The 14,770-nt window shown below is 67.9% G+C and carries 16 protein-coding genes and 1 pseudogene; 7 read left to right on the top strand and 10 right to left on the bottom strand.

Going from position 1 to position 14,770, the window contains the following annotated elements:
- Positions 1–723: 723 nt before the first annotated feature.
- Both ACP7AB_RS12145 and ACP7AB_RS12140 read right to left on the bottom strand, forming a co-directional pair.
- Positions 724–1,044: a helix-turn-helix domain-containing protein gene (locus tag ACP7AB_RS12145; protein ID WP_425991448.1), complete on the bottom strand. Its 321-nt coding sequence runs from the start codon at positions 1,042–1,044 to the stop codon at positions 724–726.
- Positions 1,034–1,441, bottom strand: a complete 408-nt coding sequence (locus tag ACP7AB_RS12140) for a type II toxin-antitoxin system RelE/ParE family toxin (RefSeq protein ID WP_425991446.1) — start codon at positions 1,439–1,441, stop codon at positions 1,034–1,036. The genes ACP7AB_RS12145 and ACP7AB_RS12140 overlap by 11 nt, the downstream gene beginning before the upstream one ends.
- 143 nt (positions 1,442–1,584) lie before the next feature.
- Between ACP7AB_RS12140 and ACP7AB_RS12135 the strand changes: the two genes are divergently transcribed.
- Positions 1,585–1,818: a helix-turn-helix domain-containing protein gene (locus ACP7AB_RS12135; protein ID WP_425991444.1), complete on the top strand. Its 234-nt coding sequence runs from the start codon at positions 1,585–1,587 to the stop codon at positions 1,816–1,818.
- A 34-nt stretch (positions 1,819–1,852) separates the two neighbouring features.
- Here the strand turns inward: ACP7AB_RS12135 and ACP7AB_RS12130 are convergent.
- Positions 1,853–2,953 (bottom strand): annotated as a pseudogene (locus tag ACP7AB_RS12130) (tyrosine-type recombinase/integrase); the annotation flags it as partial.
- Between the two features lie 315 nt (positions 2,954–3,268).
- Between ACP7AB_RS12130 and ACP7AB_RS12125 the strand changes: the two are divergent.
- Positions 3,269–5,410: an SGNH/GDSL hydrolase family protein gene (locus ACP7AB_RS12125; RefSeq protein ID WP_425991442.1), complete on the top strand. Its 2,142-nt coding sequence runs from the start codon at positions 3,269–3,271 to the stop codon at positions 5,408–5,410.
- A gap of 10 nt (positions 5,411–5,420) precedes the next feature.
- Here the strand turns inward: ACP7AB_RS12125 and ACP7AB_RS12120 are convergent, their stop codons facing one another.
- From ACP7AB_RS12120 to flgF, 7 genes are all read right to left on the bottom strand, one after another.
- Complete coding sequence (locus tag ACP7AB_RS12120) at positions 5,421–5,921, bottom strand: hypothetical protein (RefSeq protein WP_425991440.1); 501 nt, start codon at positions 5,919–5,921, stop codon at positions 5,421–5,423.
- A gap of 14 nt (positions 5,922–5,935) precedes the next feature.
- Positions 5,936–6,358, bottom strand: coding sequence for a hypothetical protein (locus ACP7AB_RS12115; RefSeq protein WP_425991438.1), 423 nt, complete (start codon positions 6,356–6,358; stop codon positions 5,936–5,938).
- 29 nt (positions 6,359–6,387) lie between these two features.
- Positions 6,388–6,861 carry a hypothetical protein gene (locus ACP7AB_RS12110; protein ID WP_425991436.1) on the bottom strand — a complete coding sequence of 158 codons (474 nt, stop codon included), beginning with the start codon at positions 6,859–6,861 and terminating at the stop codon, positions 6,388–6,390.
- A 168-nt stretch (positions 6,862–7,029) separates the two neighbouring features.
- Positions 7,030–7,755, bottom strand: coding sequence for a flagellar basal body L-ring protein FlgH (flgH, locus tag ACP7AB_RS12105; RefSeq protein WP_425991434.1), 726 nt, complete (start codon positions 7,753–7,755; stop codon positions 7,030–7,032).
- Positions 7,756–7,758: 3 nt separating this feature from the next.
- Positions 7,759–8,517 carry a flagellar basal body P-ring formation chaperone FlgA gene (flgA, locus tag ACP7AB_RS12100; protein WP_425991432.1) on the bottom strand — a complete coding sequence of 253 codons (759 nt, stop codon included), beginning with the start codon at positions 8,515–8,517 and terminating at the stop codon, positions 7,759–7,761.
- A 113-nt stretch (positions 8,518–8,630) separates the two neighbouring features.
- The gene (flgG, locus tag ACP7AB_RS12095; RefSeq protein WP_425991430.1) at positions 8,631–9,419 is read right to left on the bottom strand and encodes a flagellar basal-body rod protein FlgG; all 789 of its coding nucleotides are present in this window, start codon (positions 9,417–9,419) and stop codon (positions 8,631–8,633) included.
- 11 nt (positions 9,420–9,430) lie between these two features.
- Positions 9,431–10,168, bottom strand: a complete 738-nt coding sequence (gene flgF, locus ACP7AB_RS12090) for a flagellar basal-body rod protein FlgF (RefSeq protein WP_425991428.1) — start codon at positions 10,166–10,168, stop codon at positions 9,431–9,433.
- A gap of 185 nt (positions 10,169–10,353) precedes the next feature.
- Between flgF and ACP7AB_RS12085 the strand changes: the two genes are divergently transcribed.
- The 5 genes from ACP7AB_RS12085 (at position 10,354) to ACP7AB_RS12065 (ending at position 14,762) form a co-directional block, all read left to right on the top strand.
- Positions 10,354–11,010 carry a flagellar basal body-associated FliL family protein gene (locus tag ACP7AB_RS12085; RefSeq protein ID WP_425991426.1) on the top strand — a complete coding sequence of 219 codons (657 nt, stop codon included), beginning with the start codon at positions 10,354–10,356 and terminating at the stop codon, positions 11,008–11,010.
- 85 nt (positions 11,011–11,095) lie between these two features.
- Positions 11,096–12,169, top strand: a complete 1,074-nt coding sequence (gene fliM, locus ACP7AB_RS12080; RefSeq protein WP_425991424.1) for a flagellar motor switch protein FliM — start codon at positions 11,096–11,098, stop codon at positions 12,167–12,169.
- A gap of 1 nt (position 12,170) precedes the next feature.
- Positions 12,171–12,824 (top strand): DUF6468 domain-containing protein, encoded by a 654-nt coding sequence (locus ACP7AB_RS12075; RefSeq protein ID WP_425991422.1) that lies wholly within the window; start codon positions 12,171–12,173, stop codon positions 12,822–12,824.
- 70 nt (positions 12,825–12,894) lie between these two features.
- Positions 12,895–13,830, top strand: coding sequence for a MotE family protein (locus ACP7AB_RS12070; protein ID WP_425991420.1), 936 nt, complete (start codon positions 12,895–12,897; stop codon positions 13,828–13,830).
- A gap of 158 nt (positions 13,831–13,988) precedes the next feature.
- Positions 13,989–14,762, top strand: a complete 774-nt coding sequence (locus ACP7AB_RS12065) for an SDR family oxidoreductase (RefSeq protein ID WP_425991419.1) — start codon at positions 13,989–13,991, stop codon at positions 14,760–14,762.
- Positions 14,763–14,770 lie beyond the last annotated feature (8 nt).

Raw genomic sequence — 14,770 nt, 5'->3', positions numbered from 1 at the left:
CGCAAACTCGCGCCGGATCCTCAACACCGTCTCCAACACCAACATCCCGAACTCGCCGCCTGACATCCGCCAAGCAGCCATCGTTAGACATCAGGAATGAGGGGTCCTTATTCGACGCCCATCACCCCGCTAACGGGGTCCCTTTTCCACGCCGATCCACACTCCTTTGCGTTTGAAGCCGCACCGCGCGGCCTCGATGCGCACCGAAAGGAGCCGCTGGACAGCGGCCTCAAGCCGAAGGCGATACGGGCATTTTGGAGCGCAGCGTCGCGAGGAAGGGCAAGGCCCGGGGAAAAAGCTCGTTGAAGCCGCTGACCAAGGCTCCAGGTTGCGCAGATGGAGAGGCCGGAGGTGCGGCTGCGTATCGGAGGATGTCAGGCTATCGCAAACGAAAGCGATGTTGCTTTTCGGTGATCGATCTTCACGGCTGTTGAAGGTTCACACTGCCCTTCAGCCCACACGAGATGCTCGGCAGGGATCGGAGAATGGCATAGTCGGCGTTTCTCAAGGCGCTTGTTTCGTGCCTGCAACTTCGCCCGCCAGAGGCGGCTTTGGCCTGTGCGAAACGCCTGCTCCCTATGCCCAGGGCTCCTGATCCCGCGCATCCCGTGCGGAACCAAAGGAGGACAGTATGAAACCCGCCAACATCGCCTTGATCGTTACCGCCTTCGCCCAACTGGTCGGGGCCCTCGCTGCCATCATCGGCGCGATCCGGTGCGGGCCTTAGGTCAGCGCAAACACGGAGGTGTGCCCGACGGCTTCACGGCTGGGGCGAATGACGATCTCCACGTCCTGCTCCAGGGCATTCAGGAAGCTCATCAGCTTCTCGACCGAGAAATGATCGAGCCGATAGTTGGCGAGCGCCGACACTTTGGATTGCGGGATGCGCAGGACGGTCGCTGTATCCGTCTGTTTGAGGCGGCGTTCTTTCAGCAGAGCGTTCACAGCCATCGCCAGCCGCGTCTTGGTCTGACGGTCGGCGGCGTCTGGTAGACCGAGATCGGCGAAGACGTTGCCGGTGCCTTCGGTGATGTCATTTGCCATGTTTGCCTGCCTTGCCCTTCGTGGGCGGTTGGTAGTTGCTCTCGTAATGCTCGCGGGCGCGTTTCAGGCGCTCGCTCACCAAGTCGATATCCGTCTGCGCCGTTCGGATGCCCGAGGGCGACTTCTTCTGAAAGACGTGGAGCACATAGACCACGCCCTCAAAGCGGACGGTGTAGATGCCGCGATAGGCATTGCCCTCGAAGCTCTCCACGATTTCAAACACACCCGCGCCTTCGCCTTTCCAAGGCTTGGCCTGCGGGTGTTTGCCTCCTAGCTGGGCCAGGCCCAGCGCATAGCCAAGATCGCTCACCACTTCCTGCGGCAGGGCCAGCAGGTCGGATTTGGAAGACCCGATCCAATGGACGGGCTTCTCGTTGGCAGGCGGAAGATGAACCATACGATCTCTTTTATACCCAATTTGGTATAATCTGGCAAGCGAATAGCTGGAAGGTCGCTCCAATCCCCTGCAACAGCCGGGGCGCTCCGTCGGCGCTAGGCAGGCTGGGCGGCAAGCGCGCCGCACTGCGATGGAGCGGGTTTATGCAAGAGCGAATGACCTACCGGGTCAATGAAGTGCTGGCGATGACGGGCCTGAGCCGGTCCACGCTTTACCGGCTGGTCGCCCAGGGCGAACTGCCGCTGGTGAAGGTGTGCGGTCGCACGTTGATCGCGCGCGACGATCTGGAAGCGATGGTGCAACGGATGCGACGGGTGCCAGTGCTGGCTTCGGCGGCGCGTCGGCCTTCAGGCAGAAACCGGCCCATGCCTGCATGAGCTTCTGGCGTTTGGCGAAAGCGTCGGAGCGCCGGTAGGCGCGTTCGACGGCATTGCCGATGGTGTGGGCCAGGGCGGCTTCGATCAGTTCGCGCGGGAAGTCGGTGAAGTCACCCGCCCAATCTCGGAACGTCGAGCGGAAGCCGTGGACGGTGCAATCTTCTACGTCCATGCGGCGTAGCAGCATCAGCATAGACATCTGCGAGAGCGGGCGACGGCCATCCTGACTTGGAAAGACCCACCCGTCCTTTGCCGCGCCCAGCAGCGGGCGCACTTCCGCCAGCACGGACAGGGCCACTGCGGTGAGCGGAACGCGGTGCTCCACGCGGGCCTTCATGCGCTCGGCGGGAACGACCCAGACGCCGGTCGTGAGATCGATTTCCGACCACCGCGCCCGCAGGCTCTCGCCAGTCCGGGCGGCGGTGAGGATCGTAAACTCCAGGGCGCGGGCGGCGACAGCGGGTCGATCCCGCAACGCCGCCATGAAGGATGAAAGCTGCTCCACCGGCATCGCGGCATGGTGGCCCCGGATCAGGCGCTTGTTCTTGGGCAACAGCACATCGAGATGGCCACGCCAGCGCGCGGGGTTGTCGCCCTGACGCAGGCCTTTTGCCTTAGCGGCGTCGAGCACTCGCTCGATGCGCCCCCGCAAACGCGAGCCGGTGACGGGCGTGCGTCGCCACACGGGACGCAGCACGTCGAGCACGTCGTCGGTCGTGATCTCATCGACCGGAAGCGACTGCAACGCCTTCGCCGTCACGGTAAGGGAGGTGCGCCATTGCGCATGATGTTTCGGATTGGTCAGCGAAAGTTCCAGCGCGGCGAGCACGTCATCCGCGACCTCGCGGAAAGTGACGACCCGGTGCACTGTCTGGCGGGCGGTGATGGGATTGACGCCCGACGCCACCATGCGACGGGCATCAAGCGCTGCGTCTCTCGCGGCGGCGAGGGAGACAAGCTGGGCGCTGCCGAAGCCCATTTCCCGACGCTTGCCTCGCCATTGAAAAACGAACACCCATCGTTTGGCGAGGCTGGGATCGACATGAAGATAAAGGCCGCCGCCGTCCGCGTGACGGCCAGGTGTTTTGACAGTGGCGACGGTGCGGGCGGAGAGGCGGTTGGTCGGTCGTGACATCCGGTTTTCCTTTTGTCCGTCGAACCTTTTCCGTCCTAAATGCCGTCATCAAAGCGGCACGGGATTGGGAGAGACACGGGGACACAAGCTGAAGAAGAGAGCTGAAATTACTCAGCTACGACAACAGCTTGGAGGATAGCCTGCGATTGCCAGACATTGCAGAGGGACGGACTCTCTGTCCGCCACGGTTCTCCGCTGAAGTCTCATCCTCTGCGCCCATTGACGGCATAACGCTGGGTTGCGAACGTCCCCCCGGATGCTAGAGTCGCGCGACGGGATCGCGGGGGCGGGACTATGAAATGGTTGGCGTTTGGGTTGGCGGCTGCGCTCGTCGGTGGAACCGGCGGCTGCGCCCAGACCAACTCTCTGCTCGGCGAGATGGCCAGGATCACTCCGGCGCCTCAGTCCGCTGAACTGACCTGGGAGGTCCAGAACCGGCACAGGCTGCTGGCCGGCCAGGAAGAACAGGATCGATTCGAACAGGACCTGGCCGCCTTCATCGAAGAGTATCGGCATTGGTACCGGGACGAAGAGACGGTCGGGCCGTTCCCCAACATCCGCAACACCGACCTCCTGCACCCCCGAAGCAAGGGCGAGATCGCGAGGAACTACCGCGTCAACTACGACCCGGGCACGAACAGCTACCGGTGCCAGGGTGACGCCGCCTCGCCGACCTGTGGTTCGGAGCGCGGCGACTGGATCGAAGACCCCGCCCGGACCGTCACACTGAATTTCGGGCAGGGGTCCTGCACCTGGACGATAAAGGGCGTCGATCAGGTCGCCCCCTGCGTGGACTGGACTATCCCTGTCCTGGTCGATGACGAGTATCCCGTCCAGGTGATCCGCCAGGCTGACGGCGCCCGCGACGGGACGACCATCCAGGTGCGCGACACCCTGATCCTGGCGCTGGGCGATTCCTTCTCCGCGGGGGAGGGCAATCCCCATCGTCAGTGGCGTTTCGAGAACGGCCTGCCGGCCCTGTGGCTGGACGCGCGCTGCCACCGTTCCCTCATGTCGGCGCCCGCCCTGACCGCGGCCTATCTGGCGCGCAGCAATCCGCACGCCTCGGTCACCCTGGTCCACTACGGCTGTTCGGGCGCCTCGGTGGCGGACGGCCTGGTGACGCCTTGGTCCCAGCTCGAGACGACCGCCGACATCCGCGAACAGTACAGCCATTTCGGCATCGAGGGCGAGGCGTTCGCCCGGCTGCGCGTGGTCACGACCGACCCCCAGCTCCACGACGTCCCGCTGTCCCAACTGCGTCAGGCCCAGGCCGATCTGACGGTCGACGGCCGGCTGCGCCAGCCCGACATCATCCTCATCTCCATCGGCGGCAACGACATCGGCTTCGCCAGCATCGTCGGCGGCCTCGCGGCGGCGGGGGACACGGCGATCGACCTTCGGGCCGACGTGGGAGAGGGGCGACTGGAACAGGTGATCGACCGGCGCGCCTATGCGAACTTCGATCAGAACAGCTGGGTCCAAGCCGCGCGCAACGTGCCCTGTTTCGGCGTCGAGCGGGTCCAGTGCATGGCCAATCGGATTGAAGACCGGATGTACGGGCCGTCTCCGACCCCGGGGCGGGCCACGCTTCAAAGCCAGTACGATACGCTGTCGCAGGCGCTGGTCCCTCTTGCGGGTTCGGACTCCGGCCGGGTGCTGATAACCCACTATCCGAACTTCATGACGCGCGAGGCGGACGGGGTTCCGGTGGGCCAGGCCCTGCCCGAACAGGCCGTCGGCTGCCATGATCGGCCCCTTGACGGTCGCCCCGGCTTTGTCCCCGGGGTTATCGCCTGGTGGCCGGGCCTCGGCATGGAGGAGCAGGCCTCGGGCCGAGCTCAATCCCTGTTCCTGGCCCCGCTTAACGGCGCCGTCAGCGCCGCAGCCGACAGGCATAACTGGACGGTCGTCAGCGGCCACGTCCGAAACGGCAGGACGCACGGCTACTGCAGCTTCCATCGCTATTACAATACGATGCTGGACTCCTACTGGGATCAGGGCCGCCGTTACGACACGCGGCGGCCGATGGGGAACATCGTGATCCAGCGACCGGACAACCTCTTCCACCAGCCCGCCGGGACCCGCATCATCTGGGACGCCGCCAAGACCTGCTTCGTGCTCTATCCGGTCGAGGGCGAATGCCTGCCGAACCCGCAGACGATGCCGGTCTACGAGCTTCGTCGCCAGTTCGCCGAGGGCGCGACCGACGAGGAGATGGTCGCCGAACCGTCGACCTTGGGCACCACTGGGCCGGTGCACCCCAACCTTTTCGGCCACTGCAACTATGCCTCCGCCATCCTCACGACCTTGGTCCGCAATCGACCGGATGTCCCCTATGCCACCGCCTTGGTTCAGGACGTGGCGGCGTCAGGGGCGGACGGGTTGAAGGCGGAGTATCTGTGCGATTCACGCCGCTGGGGCTTCGTCCACAACGCGTCTCACGAAGGGTGGTAGGCCGTTCGGCTCAACCGCACATCGCGAAGAACCGCTCGACCCCCGCCTCCGACCCCGGATGCGGCGCATAGACCTCGCGCTTGCCGTCGATCCATTGCGCGATCCAGCCCACGCGGCGGAAACGCTGCAGCACGGGCTCACTGGTTGCCGCCGTCGCGGTCAGGATGTCGCCGTCATGCAGTTGCGACGGCTCGCCCTCGGCGGGGAACCGCTCGGTCTCGCCGCCGGACTCCAGAGAGATCTCGCGGGCGCCGGTCTGGCCCAGCGCCGTCAGATCGACCTTGCCGGACCCCGCCGTGCAGTCGAGGCCGAGGCGCAGGTCGTCGCTGGCCTCGACGCCGTAGGCCAGCCGGGCGACGTCCCCGTCCGGCGTATAGTGCCAGTCGTAGCCGGCCACCGGCGCGGGCGCCGGCGACGCGGCGGCCGCGACCACGGGCTCAGGCGTCTCCACGCTGGCGCAGGCGCTCGTCAGCGCGGCCAGGGACAGGACCGGCAGCCATAGATTCCGCATGAGACCTCCCCGTTTCACCCGCTGCAAAGCTCGGCGAAGCGGCGCAGTTTGGCAAGGTGGGCCGTCGGCACCGCCACGGCTTGGTGGGACCCGCCCACGGCGACGTCGAGCGCGCCGGTGACCAGGAACTGGCCGAACACAGGATGATCGGTGCGCAGGGCCACGGACTGATGGTCGGCGGAGGCCTCGCTCTCTCCGGTCGCGCTCGCCGTGCCCGAGACGATGGTGGCGATGCCCGCCGCCGTCGCGCCGAACAGGTCCAGCCGCGCCACGCCGGCGCCCGGCTGGCATTCCAGAATGGCCTTCAGCCGGGGCGTGTCGGGGATCTCGTTGGCCAGCACCAGCGGCCCGTCCTCATAGAGGGTCCAGGTCCAGCCGTCCTGAGGCGCAGCACCGTGGAGGGCTGCAATCGCAGCGATCATCGTCAGCAGTGTCATGGTTCAGGCCCCCCGCCCGGACTGGGTATCTATGCCCGGCCGGGAGAACAATAGGACAGAAAATCGCGCACGAGGCGACGTTCCCCGGTGCTCGCGGCCAGCTGGAAGCGGCCGGCGTCGCCGACGACCGTCATCCGCCCGTCGCGGGCCAGCCCGGCCAGGGCCGGATCGTTGACCGGAAGAGTGGTGTCCTCGGCGGCGCCGCCCGACAGGGGATCGATCTCGATCCTGGCCTGGGTCAGGCGCGCGCCCTCGACCTGGACGTCGCCATAGACGGCGGCGGTGCGGTCGCCCGGCATGCAGGTGATCATCAGGGCCAGCTGGTCGGAGTTCGCGACGCCATAGGCCAGTTTCGCCAGTGCGCCCTCGTGATGCACGCTCCAGCCCATGACCGGCGCGGCCATGACGCCCCCGGCCGCGACTTCGGGCGCGACATCGCTGGACTGGGCCGCGAAGGCGACCAGGCCGAGGGCGGCGACGGCGGGAACGAGAACCTTGAACATCACTGGAAACCTTGCGTCTGAAGGCCAAACGCGGGTTTCCGTTAACGGTTCACGGCAGAGCTTTCGTCCTGACGGATCCGTGATGTTCAGGACTCGGTGTTAATCCGCTCCCTCCACCCGTGGGGCGGCGCTCAGGCAGCGCGCGACCGCGTCGCGCGCGTTAGCGCCCTAGAATGGACTGAACCGCTCCACCAGGCTTTGGGCGGCCGGTGTGGCCTGGACCCGGCTGATGTCGCCGCGCCCGCCATAGCTGATGCGCGCCTCGGCGATCTGGGTGTGGGCGATGGTGTTGGCCGAGGAGATGTCCTCGGGCCGCACGATGCCGGCGACGGTCAGTTCGCGGACCTCGCGGTTGGTGCGCACTTCTTGCCGACCCTGGATGACGAGGTTGCCGTTGGACAGGATGTCGGTGACCACGGCCGCGATGGTCAGGTTGACCCGCTCCGAACGGTTGACCGAGCCGGTGCCGTTGGCGTTGGACTGGCCCTGAACGCCGACGAGGGCCTGCGGATCGAAGCCGCCGGGGAAGGCGCGGCCCAGGCTGTTCTCCAGCCCGAAGAAGTTGGTCACCCCGCCGGTGACGTCGTTGGTGCGGCTGCGGTTGGTGGTGTTGGACGTCTGGGCCTGGTCGTCGATGTTGATGCTGACGGTCAGGATGTCGCCGATGTTCCGCGCCCGCTGGTCGCCGAAGAAGGCGCGCGCGCCCGTCCGCCACAGGGAGTTGGCGCTGGCCGAGCGCGGCTCGGGGACCGTCGTATAGGCCTGGCTGACCGGCACCAGCTGGGCCGGATAGCCGATCGGGGCCAGCTGCGGGCCCTGCACCGTCTCGACGACGGTTGAGCAGGCGCCCAGGGACAGGGCGGCGAGGGCGGCGACGAGGACGGACTTACGCATGACTTACATTCCCTGGCGGGCGAACTGGTTGGAAGCGGCGGCGGCGCGGGCCCCGGCGCCGGCCATGGCCTGACCGGGTCCGGAGGCGACGGCGTCGATAGTGCGGCCGGACGTGGTGTTCAGGACCGGCACGGGCTCGCCGACGGCGGCGTCGCGCGTCGCGCGTCCGGTAACGGTCAGCCTCACCCCTCCGGCGATGAAGGCCACCTCGACCATGTCGTTGCGGGCGATGACGCGCGGCGAGACCAGATCCCGGGCACCGACCACGGCTCCCGCGCGCAGGGCCCGGCGGGCGCTCAGGCCGATGACCTGTTCGGCGTCGGAGGGCGAGCCGCCCGGCGCCAGATGCGCCTGTACGGTGGACCAGATGACGTCCTCCGGCTGGACCACGTCCCCGGCGGCCAGGTTGCGGGCCCAGGTCAGGACCTCGGTCGTGGCGCCCCGGGTTGCCGCAGGGGCGGCGGCGACGCCGGCGGTGGTCGGAGCGGCGGCGCCCGGCGCGAGCGAGGCGTTGCGGACCACCACGCGGCGCAGACCCTGCGGGTTGGCCCACTGAAGGCCTGCGCGCGAGGCCATGGCCTGAAGCTGGCCGGCCTCGAAGACGACCGACGGCCCGGCTCGATTGGCCACCACGACGCCCGAGGCCGATCCGGCTCCGTCGAAGATCTCGCCCAGGGTCACGCGCCCGTCGTCGTCGACCGGATTGGCCCGCAGCATCACCGGGTCGGCGAGGGCGGCTGTCGCAAATAGAATTCCGCTCATCCCGACGAAAGTCGGGACCCAGTGCTTTCGTTTGCTCCGCCGGTTGAGCCCAAAGAACTGGATCCCGACTTTCGTCGGGATGAGCGGAGAGAGGGTATGTGGCAGCCGGATCATCAGCCTTTGACCTGGGACGCGACGCTCATCATCTCGTCGGCCGTGGAGATGACCTTGGAGTTCATCTCATAGGCGCGCTGGGCGATGATCAGCGAGCTGATCTCGGTCACGGCGTCCACGTTCGACGCCTCGGTATAGCCCTGCAGCAGCTGGCCGAAGCCGGTCTCGCCGGGCGTGCCGGTCGTGGCCGCGCCGGACGCGGCGGTCTCGAGCAGCAGGTTGTCGCCGATGGCTTCCAGGCCTGCCTCGTTGAAGAAGGTCGCCAGCTCCAGCTGACCCACGGTCGCCGGCTCGGGCGAACCGGCCGTGATGACCTGCACCTGGCCGGTCTTGGAGATGATGACGTCGACCGCGTCCTGCGGGATCGAGATCGCCGGCTCGACCGAATAGCCGTCCTCGGTGACCAGCTGGCCCTCGCCGCTCAGGGAGAAGTTGCCGGCGCGGGTGAAGCCGATCTCGCCGGAGGGCAGGGTGATCTGGAAATAGCCCTGGCCGTCGATGGCGACGTCGTAGTCGCTGCCCGTCTGTTGCGGCGTGCCCTGGTCGGTGATGCGATAGACGCTGCCCGCCTTGACGCCCAGGCCGACCTGGACGCCGGTCGGGACGACCGTGCCCTGGCTGGACGACTGCGCGCCCATCCGTTCGACGTTCTGATAGATCAGATCCTGGAACTCGGCCCGCTGGCGCTTGTAGCCGACGGTGTTCATGTTCGCGATGTTGTTGGAGATGACCTCCACGTTCAGCTGCTGGGCGGCCATGCCGGAGGCAGCGGTTCTGAGAGCGCGCATTCAGGTGTTCCTTAGCTCGACTTGCCCAGCCGCTCGACGGCGCGACGGGACAGATCGGAGACGTTCTCGATCATCTTCGACGCGCGTTCGTAGGCGCGGCTGATCTCGATCAACTGGGTGATTTCAACGAGGGGATTGACGTTGGACCCCTCCAGCATGCCCTGGCGCACCTGCGCTCCGGTGGCATCGATGGGCACGGCGTTGGAGGCGTTGCGGTACAGGCCGTCGCCTTCCTTGGACAAGACGGCCAGGTTGTCGAACCGGGCCAGACCCAGCTGGCCGATGGCGATGCCGTTCTGGCTGATGTTGCCGTCGTCGGCGACGGTGATCGGGCCCCGGGCCGGGTCGATGACGATCGGCCCGCCCTCGCCCAGCACGGGCAGACCGGCCTTGGTGACCAGTTCGCCCTCGGGGCTGATGGTGAAGGCGCCGTCGCGGGTATAGGCCTCGTTGGCGCCGTCCTGGACCTTGAAGAACGCGCCCTCGCCGTCGATGGCGAAGTCCAGGTCACGACCCGTCTGCTCCAGCGTGCCCTGCGAGAAGTCGCGGCCCACGCCCTTGTCCAGCACGAAGCTGACGCCTGGCCGCACCGAGTCGTTGCGCGCGCGGCTCCCGACCTCGGTGCCCAGCAGCAACTGCTCGGCCTTGAAGCCGGTGGTGTCCGCATTGGCGATGTTGTTGGCCGCGATGTCGAGTTCGCGACGCAGCGTCATCTGCCGTGACAGTCCGATGTAGGCGGCGTTTTCCACGTGGGCTCCGAAGCTCCTTCGCTCCCTCCCACGCAACGACCGTGCCAACACGGTTAAAGCCCGTCCTGCGGGCGTTTCACCCGGTTTCAGGCCGTCGACGCCCGGCAAATCTTGCCGGATTTATACCTCGCGTTAACCAAACCGGGGCCATCCCGGTCTCTGGGAATTTCCGGGGCAGGCGCCGCATGATCAAACTCGGCAAGAAGAAGGACAAGGCGCCCAAGGACGAGGCGACCGACCTGGCCGTCGCGCATGGCGCCGAGGTCGATGGCGACGAACCGCCCAAGAAGAAGCTGCCGCTGCTGTTCATCATCGCGCCCGTGGCCTTGCTGGTCCTGGGCGGGGGCGGGGCAGGGGCCTTCTTCATGCTCCAGCCCAAGCCGGCCGCCGCTGCAGGCGAAGAGGCGGCCAAGGGTGATCACGGCGAGGAGAAGGCCGGCGGTCACGGCGAGGAAAAGAAGGGCGGCGGCGGCCACGGTGCAGCGCCCGAGGGGGAGGCCGACCCGTCGCTCGGCAAGATCAGCGAGGGGCCGGACGGCGTGACCTTCCTGACCCTGCCGGACATGGTGGTGAACATCCAGTCCCCGGACGGCCGCCCCACGGTGATGAAGCTGGGCCTGACGCTGGAGATGCACGACGCCGACCTGGCCTATCAGTTGCAGGAGCAGATGCCGCGCATGCAGGACATGTTCCAGGGCTTCCTGCGCGAACTGCGTCCCGAGGACATCGCCGGCTCGGCCGGTCAGTACCAGCTGCGCGTCGAAATCCTGCGCCGCGTGAATCTGGTCGCCGCCCCGGCCAAGGTCGACGCCGTGCTGATCGAAGAAATGCTGGTTCAGTAGGCATGGACCCGAAACGTGTCAGCGGTGTTCTGACCAGCTCATGCTCCGGCATGCAGCGGCCGTATGACAAAATCCGGCGGGCGCGATGAGCGACGCCGGCGTGGCCGACAGCGAACTGGATCCCTTCGCCGCCGCCGACTCCTTCGGCGAGGACCGGGCCGGCGCGGCGGCCTCCGAACGCGTCCTGAACCAGGACGAGATCGACAACCTGCTGGGCTTCGATCTCGGCGACGGCGACGATTCCGAACGGACCGGCATCCGCGCCATCATCAACTCCGCGCTCGTCTCCTACGAGCGTCTGCCGATGCTCGAGATCGTCTTCGACCGCCTGGTGCGGCTGATGACGACGAGCCTGCGCAACTTTACCTCGGACAACGTCGAGGTCTCGCTCGACAACATCTCGTCGATCCGCTTCGGCGACTATCTGAACTCCATCCCCCTGCCGGCGATCCTGGCGGTGTTCCGGGCCGAGGAGCTGGACAATTACGGCCTGCTGACGGTCGATTCCAACCTGATCTATTCGATCGTCGACGTGCTGCTGGGCGGTCGTCGCGGCACCGCGGCCCTGCGCATCGAGGGCCGGCCCTACACCACTATCGAGCGGGTGCTGGTCCAGCGCATGGTCGAGGTCATCCTGGCCGACGCCCAGGCCGCCTTCGAGCCCCTGACCCCGGTCCACTTCAACCTGGACCGCCTTGAGACCAACCCGCGTTTCGCGGCCATCGCCCGCCCCGCCAACGCCGCCATCCTCGTCAAGCTGCGCATCGACATGGAGGACCGCGGCGGCCGGGTCGAACTGCTGCTGCCCTATGCGACGCTGGAGCCTATCCGCAAGATGCTGCTGCAGCAGTTCATGGGTGAGAAGTTCGGCCGCGACAACATCTGGGAGGGCCACCTGGCCACCGAGCTCTGGACCACGGACACCGAGGTCCGCGCCGTCCTCGACGAGCAGCAGGTGCCCCTGTCCCAGGCCCTGGGGCTCAAGGTCGGCGACACCTTCATGCTGAACGCGACGCCGGATTCCGACGTCTCGATCCGCTGCGGCACCATCCCGGTCACCACGGGCAAGATGGGCCGCAAGGGCCAGTATATCGCCGTGCGGGTGGAGGCGCCGATCAGCGTCGAGACCGCCAACAGCCTGGCCAAGAGAAGGCGCTGACATGACCGGCATGATCCTGGACGCCATCCTGATGCTGCTGCTGGTGGCCGCCCTCGGCTACGGCGTTCGCCTGGAGAAGAAGCTGGGCCAACTCCGCGCCGGCCAGATCGCCTTTGCCGGCGCTGTGACCGAACTGAACGCCGCCTGCGCCCGCGCCGAGAACGCCCTCGGATCGCTCCGCGCCTCGGGCGAGGAAGCCGACCTGCTGCACGACCGCATCATCAAGGCCCGCACGCTGAAGACTGAGCTGGAGCAACTGATCGCGCGCTGCGCACGCAATCCTCTCCCTCCCCCTGCGGGGGAGGGTGGTCGGAGCGAAGCGGAGACCGGGTGGGGGCGGCAAGGCGAACCAGACACCGATCGCACGCGCGTCGCTGAGTCGCCCCCACCCGGTCGCTCCGCGACCACCCTCCCCCGAGGGGGGAGGGAGAATGTCAGCGCCACTCCGCCCGCCGCCGACCCCGAAGACCGCGCCTTCCGCATGGCCGCCCTGGCCGAACGTATCCACGGCATGGCCGCGCCGGCCCCCGCCGCCACCGGCGCGGGCAACGTCCAGGCCATCCTGCACGCCCTGACCGCTAACCACGCCGCGAAGCAAACCCTCAACCGTGCGCGCGTAAACCTCGCCCCCGACGACGACATGTTCGCCGCCTAACGCTTTTTTGCGCCCCATGCCTCGCCCGCAGTGCTCGGCGACTTGAGGGCGAAACTGGACTGATGACGCAATGGCCAAGCTGCCCCGCCTCCTGCCCCTGATCGCCGTCGCCATCGGCGGGGTCGTGGCCGTGCGCGCCGTCGGCGCCGGGCCCGATCTGTTCCAGGGCGCCCGCGCCTGGGCCGAGGAAGCCACCGCTGCCGTCACTGAAACTGTCGCGACCCCGGCCGCCGCGCGTCCGGCCCCGGCCGTCTGCGCCCTGACGCCGGAGCAACTGGCCCAGCAGGCCGGCATCTCCCCGGCCGAACTGCGCATCATCCAGTCGCTCAGCGCCCGTCGCACCGAACTGGACGCCCGCGACGCCGACTTCGCCACCACCCTGCCGCTGATGGTCGCAGCCGAACAGAAGCTGGACGCCAAGATCACCGCCCTCAACGCCATCAAGGCCGAGGTCCAGGCCCTGCTGGGTCAGGTCGACGAGCGCGAGGCTGCCGAGACCGCCCGTCTGGTCGCTGTCTATTCCGCCATGCGCCCGCGCGAGGCCGCGCCCATTTTCACGGCCCTCGACGACAGCGTGCGCCTCCCGATCGCCGCCGCCATGCGGCCGCGCGGCCTCTCCGCCATCATGGCCCAGATGCCGGCCCCGGCCGCCCGCGAACTGACCGAGAAACTGGCGCGTCGCTTCCAGGCCCAGCAACTGGCCGCCCGGGCCGCCGCCGCCTCGGCCCCGGTCGCTCCGACCCAGACCGCTGCGACGCCCCCGGCGCCGACCGCTCCGGCCCCGACCCAGACCGCTGCGCCGGCCGCCACGACGCCTCCGGCCGCCCAGCCGGCCGTCAACCGCGCCCCGGCCCGCACGCCCCCGCGCACCCCGGCGCGTCAGACGCCGCGCGCGACGACCCCGGCCGCCACGCCTCCCGCGCCGGCCGGGCCCCAGCCCTACGCCCCGGCGCCGGCCGCATCGGGCGCCGCCAATCCGGCCGCGCCGCGCCAGTCGGTTCAGTGAGTCCCGGCTCCGTGCACCCCGGCGAAGGCCGGGGTCCAGATCACGGATGCTGACCTCCGGGATGTCGCACCGCGTCCCCTGACCTGCTGCCCGCGCTTTCCATCTGGACCCCGGCCTTTCCCGGGGTGCACGGTGCGGGAACAACAGGGGAGACATCCATGGCGTTCGATTTCACCGGCAAGACCGTGATGGTCTTCGGCGGCACGTCCGGCATCAATCTCGGCATCGCAAAGGCCTTCGCAAAGGCCGGCGCAAAACTCGGCGTCGCCAGCCGCAGCCAGGACAAGGTCGATGCGGCCGTCGAGAGCCTGTCCCGTGACACGCCGGCTCTGGGCTACAGCCTCGACGTCCGCGACTTCGACGCGGTGCAGGCCGCGATCGGCGACTTCCGCGACAAGCGCGGCACGATCGACGTGCTGGTCTCCGGCGCGGCGGGCAATTTCCCGGTCCCGGCCGCCGCCCTCAGCTCCAACGGCTTCCGGACGGTCACCGACATCGACACCCTGGGCACCTTCCATGTCATGCGCGCCGCCCACGAGCACCTGACCAAGCCGGGCGCCAGCATCATCAACATCACCGCGCCCCAGGCCTGGATACCCATGGCGCTCCAGGTTCACGTCTGCGCCGCCAAGGCCGGCGTCGACATGATCACCAGGACCCTCGCCATCGAATGGGGCGGGGAGGGGGTGCGGGTGAACTCCGTGTCTCCGGGGCCCATCGACGGCACCGAAGGCATGGACCGCCTGGCTCCCACGCCCGAGGCCAAGGCCGCCGCCGCCCGCGCCGTGCCGCTCAACCGGCTGGGCACGGTCGACGACGTCGCCGACGTCTGCCTGTTCCTCGCGTCGGACTATGCCCGCTATGTCTCGGGCGTTGTCCTGCCCGCCGACGGCGGCTGGAGCGTGGGGCGCGGGTTCAGCGGCCTGGGGTAGTCCAGCGT

The sequence above is a fragment of the Brevundimonas sp. TWP3-1-2b1 genome, from assembly GCF_049896165.1.
In the GTDB taxonomy this organism is placed as follows: domain Bacteria; phylum Pseudomonadota; class Alphaproteobacteria; order Caulobacterales; family Caulobacteraceae; genus Brevundimonas; species Brevundimonas subvibrioides_B.
This window is presented reverse-complemented; position numbering and strand designations above follow the sequence as displayed.